Source organism: Streptomyces sp. NPDC006207 (genome assembly GCF_040613835.1).
In the GTDB taxonomy this organism is placed as follows: domain Bacteria; phylum Actinomycetota; class Actinomycetes; order Streptomycetales; family Streptomycetaceae; genus Actinacidiphila.
Genome location: NZ_JBEXSX010000003.1, coordinates 232,836 through 248,450, shown reverse-complemented (window position 1 = coordinate 248,450; position 15,615 = coordinate 232,836). Strand labels below are relative to the sequence as shown.

13 protein-coding genes are annotated in these 15,615 nt (G+C 73.7%); 8 read left to right on the top strand and 5 right to left on the bottom strand.

The annotated features are described in order from the left end of the window. The first annotated feature begins 127 nt into the window (after nucleotides 1-127). Both lon and ABZ312_RS03760 read left to right on the top strand, forming a co-directional pair. On the top strand, nucleotides 128-2,569 hold the full coding sequence (gene lon, locus ABZ312_RS03765) for an endopeptidase La (RefSeq protein ID WP_500325541.1): 2,442 nt from the start codon (nucleotides 128-130) through the stop codon (nucleotides 2,567-2,569). A 284-nt stretch (nucleotides 2,570-2,853) separates the two neighbouring features. Further along, nucleotides 2,854-3,282, top strand: a complete 429-nt coding sequence (locus tag ABZ312_RS03760; protein ID WP_499516945.1) for a MarR family winged helix-turn-helix transcriptional regulator — start codon at nucleotides 2,854-2,856, stop codon at nucleotides 3,280-3,282. 40 nt (nucleotides 3,283-3,322) lie between these two features. On the opposite strand, the gene ABZ312_RS03755 is transcribed toward ABZ312_RS03760, so the two are convergent. Then, nucleotides 3,323-4,168 (bottom strand): hypothetical protein, encoded by an 846-nt coding sequence (locus ABZ312_RS03755; RefSeq protein ID WP_500325539.1) that lies wholly within the window; start codon nucleotides 4,166-4,168, stop codon nucleotides 3,323-3,325. A 357-nt stretch (nucleotides 4,169-4,525) separates the two neighbouring features. Here ABZ312_RS03755 and ABZ312_RS03750 point away from each other — a divergent pair, with 357 nt between their 5' ends. The 5 genes from ABZ312_RS03750 to ABZ312_RS03730 all read left to right on the top strand — a co-directional run bounded on the left by ABZ312_RS03750 (nucleotide 4,526) and on the right by ABZ312_RS03730 (nucleotide 9,973). Continuing rightward, nucleotides 4,526-7,120 (top strand): sensor histidine kinase, encoded by a 2,595-nt coding sequence (locus ABZ312_RS03750; RefSeq protein WP_500436374.1) that lies wholly within the window; start codon nucleotides 4,526-4,528, stop codon nucleotides 7,118-7,120. Continuing rightward, on the top strand, nucleotides 7,120-7,635 hold the full coding sequence (locus ABZ312_RS03745; protein ID WP_500325535.1) for a roadblock/LC7 domain-containing protein: 516 nt from the start codon (nucleotides 7,120-7,122) through the stop codon (nucleotides 7,633-7,635). Before ABZ312_RS03750 ends, ABZ312_RS03745 begins: the two co-directional genes overlap by 1 nt. Beyond that, nucleotides 7,635-8,060: a DUF742 domain-containing protein gene (locus ABZ312_RS03740; RefSeq protein ID WP_499513934.1), complete on the top strand. Its 426-nt coding sequence runs from the start codon at nucleotides 7,635-7,637 to the stop codon at nucleotides 8,058-8,060. Before ABZ312_RS03745 ends, ABZ312_RS03740 begins: the two co-directional genes overlap by 1 nt. Before the next feature lies 1 nt (nucleotide 8,061). Continuing rightward, entirely contained in the window at nucleotides 8,062-8,664 is a 603-nt protein-coding gene (locus tag ABZ312_RS03735) for a GTP-binding protein (RefSeq protein WP_499513935.1), read from the top strand. A 73-nt stretch (nucleotides 8,665-8,737) separates the two neighbouring features. After that, the gene (locus ABZ312_RS03730; RefSeq protein WP_500325532.1) at nucleotides 8,738-9,973 is read left to right on the top strand and encodes a styrene monooxygenase/indole monooxygenase family protein; all 1,236 of its coding nucleotides are present in this window, start codon (nucleotides 8,738-8,740) and stop codon (nucleotides 9,971-9,973) included. Nucleotides 9,974-10,266: 293 nt separating this feature from the next. Here ABZ312_RS03730 and ABZ312_RS03725 read toward each other — a convergent pair whose 3' ends face one another. After that, nucleotides 10,267-10,893: a DUF4328 domain-containing protein gene (locus tag ABZ312_RS03725; protein ID WP_500436372.1), complete on the bottom strand. Its 627-nt coding sequence runs from the start codon at nucleotides 10,891-10,893 to the stop codon at nucleotides 10,267-10,269. Between the two features lie 243 nt (nucleotides 10,894-11,136). On the opposite strand from ABZ312_RS03725, the gene ABZ312_RS03720 reads away from it, so the two are divergent. Further along, nucleotides 11,137-12,561 (top strand): selenium-binding protein SBP56-related protein, encoded by a 1,425-nt coding sequence (locus tag ABZ312_RS03720; protein WP_500325528.1) that lies wholly within the window; start codon nucleotides 11,137-11,139, stop codon nucleotides 12,559-12,561. A gap of 13 nt (nucleotides 12,562-12,574) precedes the next feature. On the opposite strand, the gene ABZ312_RS03715 is transcribed toward ABZ312_RS03720, so the two are convergent. From ABZ312_RS03715 to ABZ312_RS03705, 3 genes are all read right to left on the bottom strand, one after another. Further along, a complete protein-coding gene (locus ABZ312_RS03715; RefSeq protein WP_500325526.1) occupies nucleotides 12,575-13,594 on the bottom strand; it encodes a zinc-dependent alcohol dehydrogenase family protein in 1,020 nt (339 codons plus the stop codon). A gap of 88 nt (nucleotides 13,595-13,682) precedes the next feature. After that, the gene (locus ABZ312_RS03710; protein ID WP_500325524.1) at nucleotides 13,683-14,267 is read right to left on the bottom strand and encodes a TetR/AcrR family transcriptional regulator; all 585 of its coding nucleotides are present in this window, start codon (nucleotides 14,265-14,267) and stop codon (nucleotides 13,683-13,685) included. Between the two features lie 101 nt (nucleotides 14,268-14,368). After that, nucleotides 14,369-15,517 (bottom strand): C40 family peptidase, encoded by a 1,149-nt coding sequence (locus ABZ312_RS03705; RefSeq protein WP_500325522.1) that lies wholly within the window; start codon nucleotides 15,515-15,517, stop codon nucleotides 14,369-14,371. Nucleotides 15,518-15,615 lie beyond the last annotated feature (98 nt).

Below are 15,615 nucleotides of genomic sequence, written 5' to 3'. Positions count from 1 at the left end.
GGGCGGCGGAGGAGGCGCGCACCGTGCGGCGCGGCCGATCGCTCAGAGCGAACACGGCTCGGGGAACACCAGGGGCATCAGATGCATTGAGTCTGCATAGCTCAACTTGATTGCTTAGGGAGAGATAATGGCTCAATCGTCTTCGTCGGCGTTCGCGCCGCTCACCCTGCCCGTGCTGCCCCTCGACGACTCGGTGGTCCTGCCCGGCATGGTCGTGCCGGTGGACCTGACCGACGCCGAGGCGCGCGCCGCGGTCGAGGCGGCGCAGGCCGCCCAGCGGTCCGGTCGGCCCGGACTCGGCAACAAGCCGCGGGTGCTGCTCGTTCCCCGGGTGGACGGGGACTACGCGGGCGTGGGCACGCTGGGCACCGTCGAGCAGGTGGGACGCCTGTCGGACGGCGATCCCGGTGCCGTGATCCGCGCGGTGAGCCGCGTGCGCATCGGCGCCGGCACGACCGGCCCCGGCGGCGCCCTGTGGGTGGAGGGCACCGAGCTCTCCGAGACCGCACCGGCCGAGGCCCCGGGCACCGTCGCGGAGCTCATGAAGGAGTACAAGGCCCTGGCCACCAGCTGGCTGCGCAAGCGCGGCGCCTGGCAGGTCGTGGACCGCGTCCAGCAGATCGAGGACGTCTCGCAGCTCGCGGACAACGCCGGCTACTCCGGCTTCCTCACCACCAGCCAGCGCATCGAGCTGCTGGAGACCCTGGACCCGGTCGCCCGGCTGAAGCTGGCCACGCAGTGGCTGCGTGACCACCTGGCCGAGCAGGACGTCGCGGAGACCATCCGCAAGGACGTCCAGGAGGGCATGGAGAAGCAGCAGCGCGAGTTCCTGCTGCGGCAGCAGCTGCAGGCCGTCCGCAAGGAGCTGGCCGAGCTGAACGGCGACCCTGAGGACGAGGCGGACGACTACCGTTCCCGCGTCGAGGCCGCCGACCTGCCCGAGAAGGTGCGCGAGGCCGCCCTGAAGGAGGTCGAGAAGCTGGAGCGGTCCAGCGACGCGTCCCCCGAGGGCAGCTGGATCCGCACCTGGCTCGACACCGTCCTGGAGCTGCCGTGGAACACCACGACCCAGGACGCCTACGACATCCCCGGCGCGCGGGCGGTGCTGGACGCCGACCACGCGGGCCTGGAGGACGTGAAGGAGCGCATCACCGAGTACCTGGCCGTGCGCAAGCGGCGCAACGACCGCGGTCTCGGGGTCGTCGGCGGCCGCCGCGGAGGCGCGGTGCTGGCCCTGGTGGGCCCGCCCGGCGTCGGCAAGACCTCGCTCGGCGAGTCCGTGGCCCGCGCCATGGGGCGGAAGTTCGTGCGGGTCTCGCTCGGCGGCGTCCGCGACGAGGCGGAGATCCGCGGCCACCGGCGCACCTACGTCGGCGCGCTGCCCGGCCGCCTGGTGCGCGCCATCAAGGAGGCCGGGTCCATGAACCCGGTGGTCCTGCTGGACGAGATCGACAAGGTGGGCTCCGACTACCGCGGCGACCCGGCCGCGGCCCTGCTGGAGGTCCTGGACCCGGCCCAGAACCACACCTTCCGGGACCACTACCTGGAGGTCGAGCTGGACCTGAGCGACGTGGTGTTCCTCGCCACCGCCAACGTCCTGGAGGCCATCCCCGAGCCGCTGCTGGACCGCATGGAACTGGTGCGGCTGGACGGCTACACCGAGGACGAGAAGGTCGTCATCGCCCGTGACCACCTGCTGCCGCGCCAGCGCGAGCTGGCCGGGCTCGGCGAGGACGAGGTGACGGTCGACGACGCGGCCCTGCGCAAGCTGGCCGGGGAGTACACCCGCGAGGCGGGCGTGCGCACCCTGGAGCGTTCGATCGCCCGCATCCTGCGGAAGGTCGCGGCCAAGCACGAACTCGGCGAGCGCGAGCTGCCGTTCACGGTGACCCCGCAGGACCTGCGCGACCTCATCGGGCGGCCGCACCACGTGCCGGAGTCGGCGCAGGACCCGCAGGAGCGGCGCACGGCGGTGCCCGGCGTGTCCACCGGCCTGGCGGTGACCGGCGCGGGCGGCGACGTCCTCTACATCGAGGCGTCGCTGGCCGACCCGGAGACCGGCGGCAGCGGGCTGCAGCTCACCGGGCAGCTGGGCGACGTGATGAAGGAGTCCGCGCAGATCGCGCTCTCCTTCCTGCGCTCGCACGGCGCCGAACTGGAGCTGCCGGTCGGCGACCTGAAGGAGCGCGGCGTCCACCTCCACGTCCCCGCGGGCGCGGTCCCCAAGGACGGCCCGAGCGCGGGTGTCACCATGACCACCGCGCTGGCCTCGCTCCTGTCGGGGCGGCGGGTCCGCACCGACGTGGCGATGACCGGCGAGGTGTCGCTGACCGGGCGCGTGCTGCCGATCGGCGGCGTCAAGCAGAAGCTGCTGGCGGCGCACCGCGCCGGGATCACCACCGTGGTGATCCCCAAGAGGAACGAGGCGGACCTGGACGACGTCCCCGCCGAGGTCCTGGAGAAGCTGGAGGTCCACGCGGTCTCGGACGTCCGGCACGTGCTCAAGCTGGCCCTGGAGCCCGCCGTCACCGGCGCGGACTCCGGGCTGGAAGCCCCCGTCGCGGCCTGAGTCAGGCCCTGACCGGGTGAATGGAGAGCGGCCCCTCCCACGGCCTGAGGAGGGGCCGCTCCCGTGCGTGTGGCAGCCGGCCCACGCGGCGGCGTCCGCGCGGCCGGGCCGTGCGGGGCGGGGACACCAAGCGGGGAAGGGCCCCTGGTCACGCCGTGCGTCGGCGTCTGCGAAATACTGGGGACGCTGTGTACACGGCGGCCGGATACGACAGGTTTTCACGACGGAAAGCGGGTGACGAGGTGGCCGGAACCGCCGGCTCCCCCGGGGAGGCGGACCCCGTGATGGAGGCCCTCGAACGCGAGCTCACCGTCCTGTTGCGGCGCGCCCGCGCCTCCTCCGGCGAGATGGCCCGCGAGGTCCATCCGGACCTGGAGCCCGCGGCGTACGGGATCCTCGCCAGGCTCGCCGAGACCGGTCCCGAGCGGGCCACCGTGCTCGCCGGCTACTTCGGCGTCGGCAAGGCCACGATGAGCCGTCAACTGCGCGCCCTGGAGGTGCTCGGGCTCATCCGGCGCGAACCCGACCCCGCCGACGGCCGGGCCTACCTGGTGCAGCTCACCACGGGGGGCGCCGAGCGCTTCTCACGCGTCCGCACGGCGCGCCGGGCGCGCTACGTCAGCCGGCTCAGCGGCTGGGACCGGGACGAACTGCGCGAACTGGCCCGGCTGCTGGGCCAGCTGAACGACTCGCAGGAGCAGGACGGCGCCTGATCCGCGCGGTCCTCCGCCCCGGCGCGCGGCCACGCCGCCGTCACCACTGCGCGAACACCGCGGTCGCGTCGTCGCGCGCCTTGCCGCGGGGGAAGCGGGTGCCGTCCGGGTCGGCGGACTCCGCGGCGCGCACGCGCCGCAGGAGCTCCTCGGGGCCGGCCTTGCGCAGCAGTGCGAACGTGCCCTGCCAGTCCTGCTCGTGGAAGACCTCGACCAGCCGGGCGGCGCCGTCCGTCAGGGCCGCGACCGCGCGGACCCGCGAGCGCGGCCGGGTGCCCGTGACGGCGCGCTCGGCGACCGCGGGGTCCGCCGCAGCGGTGAAGAAGCCGCCCTCGGCGTTGCGCAGGGCCTCCACCGCCCGCCCGTACTCCGCGGCGGCCTCGGCACGGGCGGCCGTGCCGCGCGGCAGGGCACGCACCGCGGCGCGCAGCGCGGGCACCGGACCGGGCAGCCGGCCCAGCCGGTCGTCGCGCACGGCACCGACGTGACCTGTGGTGTCCTCGATGAGCAACACCGAGTCGGATAGCACCAGATGCTCCACGGTGTCCGCATTCCACCGGACCGCCACCACGGTCGCCTGCGGGGTGCGGCGGTGAGAAAGGTCACAGGTGCCGCGGTGCGCGTCGGCCGTGCGCAGGACGGATTCCGCGAGACACTGCGCCAGGCTCGGGGCCGCGGGCGAAACGGACAGTTCGATCATGAATCCGCCCAGCTCGGCGACGTACCAGGGGACGTCGTGACGGCATCCCGTGGGGCCGTCGGGAGGGGTGACGCCGTCCAGCAGGACCAGTGAACCGCCGCCGCCTGACGCGGGCATGGCCACCACGACGAAGTCCTCGTTGGGGCGTCCGGGGCTGCCGGGCTCGGTCGCCGTCTCGATGCGCATGCGGCCAGTCTGCAGCAGCCGCCCGGGAGAGCTGTTCGAACCCCGGGGGCGCTCGCCGGGGGTTACCGGCCAGTGAAGGTGCGCATCCTGCCAGGGCGGCGGCTCCGATGCCAGTTCCGGTCCCGGACGGCCGGGGGGCGTGCGCGTAACGATCCAGCCGGGGAGTTGAACGTCAACTTGTCGTTGCGATTCACTCGTTCGAGTGTCGGGGCGGGGGACGCACATCTGCATTCCGGGTCGGCCTGAGAAGGTCGGGACGATGCCGGGATGAGGCCAGACGTTGCCGTGCTCGGCGCTCGGCCGATGTGTCGTCATCTCGGGACCAGTGGACCAGGCGAGACGGGATAGCGAGCACCGGTGCGAACACGACGTAACCCGCGGACCAAGCGCGTACGGCAGAGACTGCTGGGCGCCCTGCTGATCTGCGCCGTCACGGTCCTGGCCGCCTCTGCCCCGGGCGTGGCCACGGGCGTGCGCGATCTGGCCGAGTCCCAGCGGCTGGTCGGCATGACGCGGCTGGAGGCCCAGGCGGTCTCGTTGTCCCACGCCCTGGCCGACGAACGCGACGGCATGGCCGTCTTCGTGGCCGGCGGCCGCTCCACCGAGGGCGGCACGGGCGTCTCCGAGGCCCAGCGGGAGCGGGTCGACCGCCAGGTCCAGGAGGTGCTGACGACGGCGGCCGACACCGACACCGACGACGCCCCGGCCTTCGCCGACGCGACCGCCGAGGTCGTCCGGCAGCTCGGGGAACTCCCCGCCGTCCGGCAGAAGGTGCTCTCCGGCCCCGGCTCCGGCGAGGCGGCCGTCGCGGCCTACGACCCGGCGATCCGGGCGCTGAACGGGGTCGGCGCCGCCGTCGCCCGCTCGCTGCCCGCCCGCGGCGCCTCCGCCGACACCACCGCGCTGCCCGGACTCGCCCGCGCCGTCGACCAGGCTTCCGTCCAGCGCGGCCTGCTGGTCGGCGCGCTCACCGCGGGCGGCGAGGAGTCCGCCCTGGTCACTGCCGCGCAGACCGCCGCCGTCAGCGAGCGGTCCGCGCTCGCCGACTTCCGCGGCGGGGCCTCGCAGGCCGCGGTCGAGCAGTACGACCAGACGGTCACCGGCTCCGACGTCAACCAGGCCGACAAGCGCCTGAACCAGCTGCTGAACAGCTCCTCGCTGTCCGCCGCCGACCGCGCGCTCAAGCCGCGAGCGGTCCAGGCGGCGCTCTCCGCGCGGATCGACATGATGCGCGGCGTCGAGTCCTCGCTCGCCGCCGCCGCCGCCGACCGGCTCGCCGCGCTGCGGGACGACGACGTGACGGCCCTCGAACTCCACGTCGCCCTCGCCTCCGTGTGCTTCCTGCTCGTCCTCGGCGTCGGCGTCTCCACGGCCCGCTCCATCACCCGGCCGGCCGCCGCGCTGGGCCGCTTCGCCCGCGGGGACGTCCCCGCGGGCGAGCAGGTCAGGATCGTCGGCTCCGACGAGTTCGCGGCGACGGCCCGGGCGGTCAACGCGCTCCGCGCCGAGGTCGCCGGGCTGCGCGAGCGCGTCGCCGCGCAGGACGCCGAACACACCAAGCTCCAGGGCGTACGGGACGCCCTCGCCGCGGAACGCGACCTGCTGCACGGCCGGCAGGAAGCGCTCACCACGCGCCTGGGCGACCTGCAGGGCAACGTCCACGGCACCTACGTCAACCTGACGCTGCGCACCCTCGGTCTGGTCGAGCGCCAGCTCACGCTGATCGAGCGGCTGGAGGAACTGGTCCACGACCCGGACGAGCTCGCCCAGCTGTTCAAGCTGGACCACCTGGCCACCCGCATGCGCCGCAACAGCGAGAACCTGCTGCTGCTCGCCGGAGCCGAACACGGTCACGCGCAGCCCAAGCCCGTCCCGCTGGTCGACGTGGCGCGCGCCGCGGTCTCCGAGATCGACAAGTACGAGCGCGTCCGCATCCAGCAGCTGCCCGCGGGACGCATCGCCGGCTTCGCCTCCGACGACCTGAGCCACCTGGTCGCCGAGCTCCTGGAGAACGCGGCCGCGTTCTCCCCGCCGGAGACCGAGGTGGAGCTGTCCGGCTGGATGCTGGAGAGCGGCGAGCTGATGCTGTCGGTCGAGGACCAGGGCATCGGCATCCCCACGGCCCGGCTGGACGAGCTCAACGCGCTGCTGACGCAGGCCGATCCCGCGGAGCAGGCCTCCGGCGGCGAGGCCACCGGCATGGGCGTCTACGTCGTCGCCCGGCTCGCCGCCCGGCACGGCATCCGCGTCCAGCTCCGCGACGCCAAGCGCGGCGGCACCACCGCCGTGGTGGTCGTCCCCGCGGCGCTCACCGCCCCGGCGGAGGACCCGGACGGCCCGCAGACCCCCGTGGAGGCGGCCGTCGCGGGCGAGCCGTGGCAGCCGGGCACGGCGCTGCGGAGCGCACGCGACGAGCAGGCCGGGAAGGCGGAGCGGACGGCACCGGCGGCCGTGGAGCCCGTGGCGGAGCCGTCGCCCGATGAGGCGCCCGGTCCCGGGGGCGACGCCATCGAGCACGCCCGCGCCGACCAGCCCGCCCCCGCCCCGACACCGGCCCCGGAAACCGCGTCGGCACCGGGCGGAGCCGCCGAGGCGCCCGCTGCGCCGCCCGCGGCACCGGCTCCGGCCTCCGTGGAGATGCCGGACGGCGTGGCGCTGACCGCCAAGGGGCTCCCGCAGCGGGTGCCGCGGTCCACGGGGCTGTCGGGTGAACCGCAGCTCCGTGGGCGGGCCCGGCAGGGCGGCGGGGTGGACCCGGAGGAGCTGCGGCGCAAGCTCGGCGGCTTCGCCCGGGGCCTGCGCGACGGCCGGGCGGAGGCCGAGGCCGAGACGCAGGAGATCCGGCGCGGCGTGCCCGCGCCGAGGACGGCCGCGGACGCGGCCGCGGCAGAAGGCAGTTCGGGGGGACACCAACAAGTCGAAGCCGAAGGCGTCGAGGAGGCACGCGGTTGATGTCGGCCGGTACGGACACCCAGAGTGAACGGGGCCTGAGCCACGAGGCACGTAGCCTCCAGTGGCTGCTGAGCAATTTCGTGGAGGACGTGCCCGGGGTCCGCTCCGTGGCCGTCGTGTCCTCGGACGGACTGCTGCTGCTGACCTCGGAGCCCGAGGACGAGGCCGACGCGGCTGACGAAGGCGCGGAGGACGGCGCGGCCGGACGCCCCAAGGGCCCGGCGGGCACCTCCGCCGACCTGGCCACGGTGGTCTCCGGCATCGCCTCGCTGACCGACGGCGCCGCGCGCCTGATGGACGGTGGCGGCGTGCGCCAGACGGGGGTGGCGATGGAGAACGGCAGCGTGTTCGTGATGACGATCGGGGACGGTTCGCTGCTCGGCGTCCACGCGGACGCCGAGTGCGACATGAGCGTGGTGGCCTACCACATGGCCCTGTTCGTGGGCCGGGCCGGCCACGTGCTCACCCCGGCGCTCCGCACGGAGCTGCGCCAGGCGATCGAGGGGGGCCGCTGATGCGCCGTCCGGTGATCGCCGCGGCCCGGGCGGCCGCCGTCCTCCCCGTACGGGGTGCCGGGCGCAGGGCCGCCCGGGTACGCCCGTACGCGCTGACCGGCGGCCGTACGTCCTTCGGCCACGTGCTGCTGGTGGAGACCTTCGTCGCGACGATCGACGCCTCCACCGAACGCAGGGAGCTGACCTCGGGCAGCTGGGCCGAGCGCGTCATGCCGGAGATGCGGGCCATCGTGGAGCTGTGCCGCCGGATGCGCTCGGTGGCGGAGATCTCGGCGCTGCTGCGCATGCCGCTCGGCGTCGTCCGGGTGCTGCTCAGCGACCTGGCCGATCAGGGAAGGATCCGCGTGTACGGGACCGGGCACGGGCCCGGCGCCCCCGATCGCGCACTGCTGGAGAGGGTTCTCGGTGGACTTCGCAGGCTCTGACATGTCGTCCCTCGCGGAAGAAGACGGCCTGCAGGAGTGGCAGCTGGACGTGAGCCAGGCCCCCACCTCGACCAAGATCGTGGTGGCGGGCGGCTTCGGCGTGGGCAAGACCACCTTCGTCGGCACGGTCTCGGAGATCACCCCGCTCACCACCGAGGCGGTGATGACCAGTGCCAGTGAGGACATCGACGACCTCGGGTCCACCCCGGACAAGACCACCACCACGGTGGCGATGGACTTCGGCCGGATCACCCTCGACCGGGAGCTCGTGCTCTACCTGTTCGGCACCCCCGGCCAGCAGCGTTTCTGGTTCATGTGGGACGACCTGGTGCGCGGGGCGATCGGCGCCGTCGTCCTCGCCGACACCCGCCGCCTGGCCGACGCCTTCCCGGCACTGGACTACTTCGAGAGCAGCGGCCTGCCCTACGCCGTGGCGGTCAACCGCTTCGAGGGCACCACCGCCTACGACGAGATCGACGTCCGCGAGGCGCTCGCCGTGCCGGACGAGATCCCGGTGGTGATATGCGACGCCCGCGACCGCCAGTCGGTGATCCAGGTACTGCTGGCCCTGGTCAAGCAGGCCCTCGTCGCCCAGCCGGAGTAGCAGTCTTCCGGCGGGGTCGTGGGGACGCCCGCCGGACGCATCCCAGCCGCACCGTACGAGAGAGCATGCCGCCTTGCGCAAGATACTGATCGTGGGAGCCGGCCAGTCCGGGCTCCAACTGGCCCTGGGCCTGCAGTCCCGGGGATACGAGGTCACCGTCATGTCCAACCGCACGGCGGACGAGATACGCCAGGGGCGTGTCATGTCCACCCAGTGCATGTTCGGCACGGCGCTGGGCCACGAGCGCGACCTCGGCCTCGGCTTCTGGGAGGACCAGACCCCGCGGATCGAGGGCTTGGGGGTCTCCGTCGCCGCCCCCGACGGATCACGGCCCGTCGACTGGGTGGGACGGCTCGACGCGTACGCGCAGTCCGTCGACCAGCGGGTGAAGATGGCCGGCTGGCTGGAGACCTTCGTCGAGCGCGGCGGCAAGCTGGTCGTGCACGGCGTGACCGTCGGCGACCTGGACTACTTCTCCCGCGCCTACGACCTGGTGATGGTCGCGGCGGGCAAGGGCGAGCTGGTCTCCATGTTCGGCCGGGACGCCGAGCGTTCCCCGTACGACAGCCCGCAGCGTGCGCTGGCCGTCGCCTACGTGCACGGCCTCGGCCCGCGTCCGGAGCACCCCGACTTCCACGCGGTGCGGCTCAACATGGTGCCCGGCGCCGGCGAACTGATCGTGATCCCGGCGTTCACCACCTCCGGCCCCTGCGACATCCTCTTCTGGGAGGGGCTCCCGGGCGGTCCGCTCGACGTCTTCGGCGGCGTCAAGGACCCGCAGGAACACCTGCGCATCACCCTGGAGCTGATGGAGCGCCACCTGCCGTGGGAGCACGACCGCGCCCGTGACGTCGAGCTGACGGACGCCGGCGGCACCCTGGCCGGGCGTTTCGCGCCGGTGGTCCGGCACCCCGTCGCGGAACTGCCCTCCGGCGGGCTGGTGCTGGGCGTCGCCGACGTCGTTGTGGCCAACGACCCGATCACCGGGCAGGGCTCCAACAGCGCCTCCAAGTGCGCGGCCGCCTACCTCGACGCCATCGTCGAGCACGGCGACAAGCCCTTCGACCGGGACTGGATGGAGTCCGCCTTCGCCCGCTTCTGGGCCACCGCCGAGCCGGTGACCAAGTGGACCAACGCCCTCCTCGGCCCGCCGCCGGAGCACATTCTGGGCCTGATCGGTGCCGCCGGGCAACTGCCGGCGGTCGCGAACCGCTTCGCCAACGGCTTCGACGATCCGTCGGACTACGAGTCGTACTTCTACGACCCCGGGGCCACCTCCGCCTACCTGGCCTCGGCCGCCGGGGCCTGACGGCCTAGGGCCCGTCGTCACATTGCCGCCTGCCCCGCGCCGCTCCGCCAGCCGGCGCTGGGAGGTGCCCCCAGGCACGGCACTCCCCCCAGCCTTCGGCCAGGGGGAGTTGTCGAGTCGTCCGAGTAGCCCACTACGAGGACGACTCTCCGCCTTGCACCGCACTTGGGGGTATCTCCCAGCGGAGCTGGGGGAACCGCGGGGCCCGCCCTCCGGGCGGCCGACGTCAATGTGACGGCAGGCCCCAGGGGCCCCGGCGGTGCACGCCGCCGGCGCCGGACGGCCCGCCGCCCTCAGCCCCGCAGGCGCGTTCGCTGCATCGCGGCGAGCCGCAGCACCATGGCGATGCACAGCGCCCCGGCCAGGACGTAGAGCGCGGCGCCGGCCGTCTGCGCCGCGGACGGGCCCGTGGTGGCGGAGGGGGAGGCGAGGAGCTGCGCCGCCACGAAGAGCAGCCACCACGAGGTCAGCAGCACACTGGTGCGCCGGGGGCGTCCGGGCGGGGAACTGGCGGCCCAGATGTCGTTGATGATCCGCTTGGGCAGGACGAAACCGACCAGCGGTATCAGCCACGCGCCTGTGGTCCAGCCGCGTCGCATCCGGTGGCCGCCGGGCGCCAGCGCCTCGGCGTTCACCCGCATCTGCCACAGCCAGCGCAGGAAGACGACTCCGGTGAGCACGAAGGCGAGATGGCTCAGACCGGTGAGGGTGACGACCTCGTCGCCACGCGCAAGGGCGGCGGCCGAGCCGCCGGCGGCGCGGTCGAGGAGCAACCGGGCGACGAGCAGCGCGGCGTTCACCAGTACGCAGGCCCCGAGCGCGGCCACGACGAGGACGGTCGTCGCCTTCGGGACGAAGACCGGCTCGCCCTCGGCCGGCCGCACGGGCGGGGACATGACGGTGGCGTCGTCGTGGGTCACGAGGCCGCAACCTATTGCCGGCCCCGCCATCCGGTCCAGTGCCGCCCGCGTCCCGGCAACCGGGCCCGGCGCGGGGCGGCCGTCCGGGCGCCCGGGGTCCCGCCTTGGCACCTCTGCGGGGCTGTGAAACGCTCGTCGTACGGGACATCTGTCCGGCGTCCGCACACAGATCCCGCACGGCCGGGCCTGGTCGTCCGCCGCAAGGCCCCTGGTCCGGGCTCCCGTACGGGAGAGGGAACAGCCATGACGACGACCGAGCACGACCGCGACGGCCACCGTGACCCCACCCTGTACCGCACCCCGGCGGACGCCGTCGCCGCGCCCGCCGAGAAGCTCGCCTACGTCGTCGGTTTCGACCCGGCCGGGGAGCGCCCGGACGCGCTGTTCACCGTCGTCACCGATCCGGGATCACCGGTGTACGGCCAGGTGGCCGCCCATGTGGAGATGCCCGACCGGGGCAACGAACTGCACCACTTCGGCTGGAACGCGTGCTCGAGCGCGCTGGCCCACGCCGGCCACCACCACGCGGCGCGGCGCTACCTGATCGTCCCGGGTCTGCGCTCCTCCCGGCTGCACGTCCTCGACACCTGCCCCGATCCCACCCGCCCGCGCCTGGTCAAGGTGGTCGAGGCCGGGGAGCTCGCCGCCGGGGCCGGTTACTCGCGGCCGCACACCCTCCACTGCGGCCCCGACGGGGTGTTCCTGTCCTGCCTCGGCGGCGCGGACGGCGCGGACGGGCCCGGCGGCGTCGCACTGCTGGACCACGAGACCTTCGGCGTGCTGCGGGCCTGGGAGAGCGAGCGCGGACCGCAGTCGCTCGCCTACGACGTCTGGTGGCACCTGCGCGAGAACATCGCCGTGACCAGCGAGTGGGGCAGCCCCTCGATGATCGAGGACGGGCTCGTGCCCGAACTGCTGCTGGACCGCCGCTACGGGCACGCGGTGCACTTCTGGGACCTGGACACGGGCCGGCACCTGCAGCGCGTCGATCTGGGGGACGAGAACCAGATGGTGCTGGAGCTGCGTCCCTCGCACGACCCCGAAGCCACCTGGGGGTTCGTGAACACCGTCGTCGACGTCGAGGACCTGTCGGCGTCGGTGTGGCTGTGGACCCGGGAGGGCGGCGACTTCACGGTCCGCAAGGTGATCACCCTGCCCGCCGAGCCCGCCCGCGCGGAGGACCTGCCCCCCGCGCTGCGGCCGTTCGGCGCCGTGCCCCCGTTGATCACCGACATCGACCTGTCGGTGGACGACCGCTGGCTGTACGTCTCCGCGTGGGGGACCGGTGACCTCCACCAGTACGACGTGGGCGACCCGCTCCGGCCGAGGCGGACCGCGTCCGTGCGGCTGGGCGGCATCACCGGCCGGCAGACGCACCCCGCCGAGCCGGACGTCCCGCTGACCGGCGGAGCGCAGATGGTCGAGCTCAGCCGCGACGGACGGCGGGTGTACGTGACGAACTCCCTCTACGCTGCCTGGGACGCGCAGTTCTACCCCGAGGGCATCGACCCGTGGATGGTCAAGCTCGACGCCGACACCTCACGCGGCGGGCTCCGCGTCGACAGCGGCTTCTTCCCGCACGGCCCGGACTTCCGGGGACTGCGGGTGCACCAGACGCGCCTGGAAGGCGGCGACGCCTCCTCGGACTCGTACTGCTACCGCCGCTGACCGCCGGGCACCGTCACCCGGCGACGTCCACGACGACCTTGCCCCGGCCCTCGCCGCGCTCGACCACGCCGTGCGCCTCGGCGGCCGTGGCCAGGGTGAAGCGGCGCGGGTCGACCAGCGGCCGCAGCGCCCCGGCCTCGGCGAGGGCGGCGGCCTCGCGCAGGATCTCGCCGTGGTGCTCGCGCCCGCGGCCGGTGAGCATCGGCAGCAGTGTGAAGACCCCGGAGTAGCTGGCACCGCGGAAGGACAGCGGCGCGAGGCTGTGGCTGCCCCAGCCGAGGGCGCTCACCACATGACCGGTGTAGGTGCGCACCGCGGTGAAGGAGGCGTCGAGCGTCTCCCCGCCGACGGTGTCGACGACGACGTCGAAGCCCTCGCCGCCGGTGTGCTCGGCGACGTAGGCGTCGACCGGGGTCGCGGTGCGGTCGATCGGGGTCGCCCCGAGGGCGGCGATGGTCTCCAGGCTGCGCGGCGAGCCGGTGGCGAAGACCTCGGCGCCGCGGGCCCGGGCGAGCTGGACGGCCACGTGCCCGATGCCGCCGGCCCCGCCGTGGACGAGCACCTTCTGTCCGCCGTGCACGCCCGCCCGGTCCACCAGCCCCTCCCAGGCGGTGATGAAGACCAGCGGGAGCGCCGCTGCCTGACGCATCGTCAGCGCGGCGGGCTTGCGGGCCAGCAGCCGGGCGTCCACGGCCGCGTACTCGGCCAGTGACCCCTGGAGGTCGCCGACCCCGCCGGTCATGCCGAAGACCTCGTCCCCGGGTGCGAGGCCGGTGACGTCCGCCCCGACCTCCTCGACGACACCGGCCAGGTCGAGGCCGAGCACGGCGGGCGGCCGGATGCGGGCGTGGGCGGCCTTCCCGGCACTGATCTTGGTGTCCAGGGGGTTCACCCCGGAGGCCGCGATCCGGACCAGCGCCTGGCCGGGGCCGGGTGCGGGGGTGCGGATCGCGCCGAGGACGAGGGGGCTGCCGAACTCTTCCAGCAGGACCGCGCGCATGGTGGTGGCCACCGGGGGGCGAGAGGAGGTCATCGGATGTCCTTTCGAACGGACAGGTCTGTTTGATTCGGGTCGAAGGAACGCCCTCGTCCTCATGGTGCGGACGAGGGCGGGGCCGGGATCAGACGGTGGGCGGGCAGGCCCGCTCGACCGCGGCCCGCGCCGCGGCCTTGGCTGCGGCCGGCATCGCCGGGTCCTGTTCGAGCTTGCCCGCGGCCAGGGTGCCGTCGACGAGCAGGGTCAGCTGCAGTGCCAGCTCGTCGGGGTCCGCGGCGCCGGCCGCCTCGGCCAGCCCGCGCACCCATGCCCGCACGGCCTGCTTGTGCGTCAAGGTCACCTCGTGCGGCAGGCTGCCCGGCTCGCTCTCCGCGGCGGCGTTGATGAAGGGGCAGCCGTGGAAGCCGTGGCGCTCGTACGAGGCGGAGACGGCGTCGAACAGGCCCACCAGTTGCTCGCGGGGATCGTCCCCGGCCGCCAGCGCGGCGGCGCGCAGCCTGCCCCGCCAGGAGTCGTCGACCCTGCGCAGGTACGCGGCGGCCAGTTCGTCCTTGGAGGGGAAGTGGACGTAGAGCGTGGACTTGGCCACGTCCGACTCGGCGATGATCCGGTCGATCCCCACGCCGCGCAGGCCGTGCGCGGCGAACAGTGCCTCGGCCGTGGTCAGTATGCGCTCGCGCGCCGGGGGGCGCTTCGCCGTCGTGGGCATGGTGCTCACCGTGGTCCTCGCCGGGGCCCGGCGGGCCCCTCACGGCAAAACTAACAGACAGGTCTGTCCGATGCCGCTGAGGTCCTGGTCACACCGCGGCCTCAGGAGTTCGAGGCGCCGCCGAGCGGGGTCGGGTCGTGGGCCGACTTGGGGGCGACGGGGGAGACGTAGTGCTTCATCGACGGGTCGTCGGAGTCCGGCCGGACGGCGCCGAGGACCGGGTTGGCGGCGATCGGGGAGATCTTGACGAAGCCACCCGGGCGAGGGGCCTGGATGACCATGCCGTTGCCGATGTACATCGCCACGTGGGTGGCGCCGGGGAAGTAGACCACCAGGTCGCCGGGGCGCAGCAGGTTCAGCGGGACGTGCGGCAGCTGCTTCCACTGCTCCTGGCTGGTGCGCGGGATGGTGGTGCCCGCGTGCTCCCAGGCCTGTGAGGTCAGGCCCGAGCAGTCGTACGCCTTCGGGCCCTCGGCACCCCAGACGTAGGGCTTGCCGATCTGGGCGTAGGCGAAGCTCAGCGCCCGGTTGCCGGCCTTCGACGGCGCGAGTGCCGTGCTGCCGAGCCGGCCGGACCGCAGGAAGGCCGCCTGCGCCTGGTCGATGCCCTGCTGCTCCAGCTGCTGGAGGTCCTCGATCTGGGCGCCGGTCAGTCCGGCGAGGATCCGTTCGACGTCGGCCAGCTGCCGCTCGATGTCCTCCTTGGCCTCGCGCTGCTTCTCCTCCAGCTGCTCCGAGCCGTCCAGCGCGTGCTGCTGGGCCCGGTTGAGCGCGGCGATCCGCTTCTCGCCGTTCTCCAGCTGGGCGACGAGCTCGGCCTGGCTGCCGGCGGCGCGGTCGAGCATGTGCCCCTGGGTGAAGGCGTCCTGCGGGTCGTTGCTGAGCAGCAGGTTGAGGTACGGGGAGACGCCACCGGACTTGTACTGTTCCCGCGCCAGCTGCCCGGCCAGGGCGCGGGCGTCACTGAGCGCGGTGCGCTCCTCGGCGAGCTGGTGGTCGAGGCGGTCGGCCTTGCTCTGGTTCTCCTCGAGCTCGGCCTTGGCCTGGTCGTAGGTCTCGGTGGCCTGCTCGGCCTTGTGGTAGAGGTCCTGCAGCTGCTCCAGCAGCACGACGAGCGTCCGGTCGTCCGGCGCCGGATCGTCGGGAGCGGCGTAGGCCTGGGCGGGGATCCCGAGCGCCGCGGCGGCCAGCAGCGTCCCGCAGACGAGTGCCCTGCGCACCCACTCCTTGGGCCGGTGTGCTGCTGACATCCCGTCACCTCCGCCTGTTCCACCGATACCTGCGGGTAGATCCTTACATGATCGGGTCGGCTACGACAGAGGGACGGGCCGGAACGGGCGGCTCCGCC

Excerpts from the sequence above, each read along its gene's own strand:
- lon (WP_500325541.1), top strand. The coding sequence starts at position 128 with ATGGCTCAATCGTCTTCGTCGGCGTTCGCGCCGCTCACCCTGCCCGTG.
- ABZ312_RS03760 (WP_499516945.1), top strand. The coding sequence starts at position 2,854 with ATGGAGGCCCTCGAACGCGAGCTCACCGTCCTGTTGCGGCGCGCCCGC.
- ABZ312_RS03755 (WP_500325539.1), bottom strand. The coding sequence starts at position 4,168 with ATGCGCATCGAGACGGCGACCGAGCCCGGCAGCCCCGGACGCCCCAAC.
- ABZ312_RS03745 (WP_500325535.1), top strand. The coding sequence starts at position 7,120 with ATGTCGGCCGGTACGGACACCCAGAGTGAACGGGGCCTGAGCCACGAG.
- ABZ312_RS03740 (WP_499513934.1), top strand. The coding sequence starts at position 7,635 with ATGCGCCGTCCGGTGATCGCCGCGGCCCGGGCGGCCGCCGTCCTCCCC.
- ABZ312_RS03735 (WP_499513935.1), top strand. The coding sequence starts at position 8,062 with ATGTCGTCCCTCGCGGAAGAAGACGGCCTGCAGGAGTGGCAGCTGGAC.
- ABZ312_RS03720 (WP_500325528.1), top strand. The coding sequence starts at position 11,137 with ATGACGACGACCGAGCACGACCGCGACGGCCACCGTGACCCCACCCTG.
- ABZ312_RS03715 (WP_500325526.1), bottom strand. The coding sequence starts at position 13,594 with ATGACCTCCTCTCGCCCCCCGGTGGCCACCACCATGCGCGCGGTCCTG.
- ABZ312_RS03710 (WP_500325524.1), bottom strand. The coding sequence starts at position 14,267 with ATGCCCACGACGGCGAAGCGCCCCCCGGCGCGCGAGCGCATACTGACC.
- ABZ312_RS03705 (WP_500325522.1), bottom strand. The coding sequence starts at position 15,517 with ATGTCAGCAGCACACCGGCCCAAGGAGTGGGTGCGCAGGGCACTCGTC.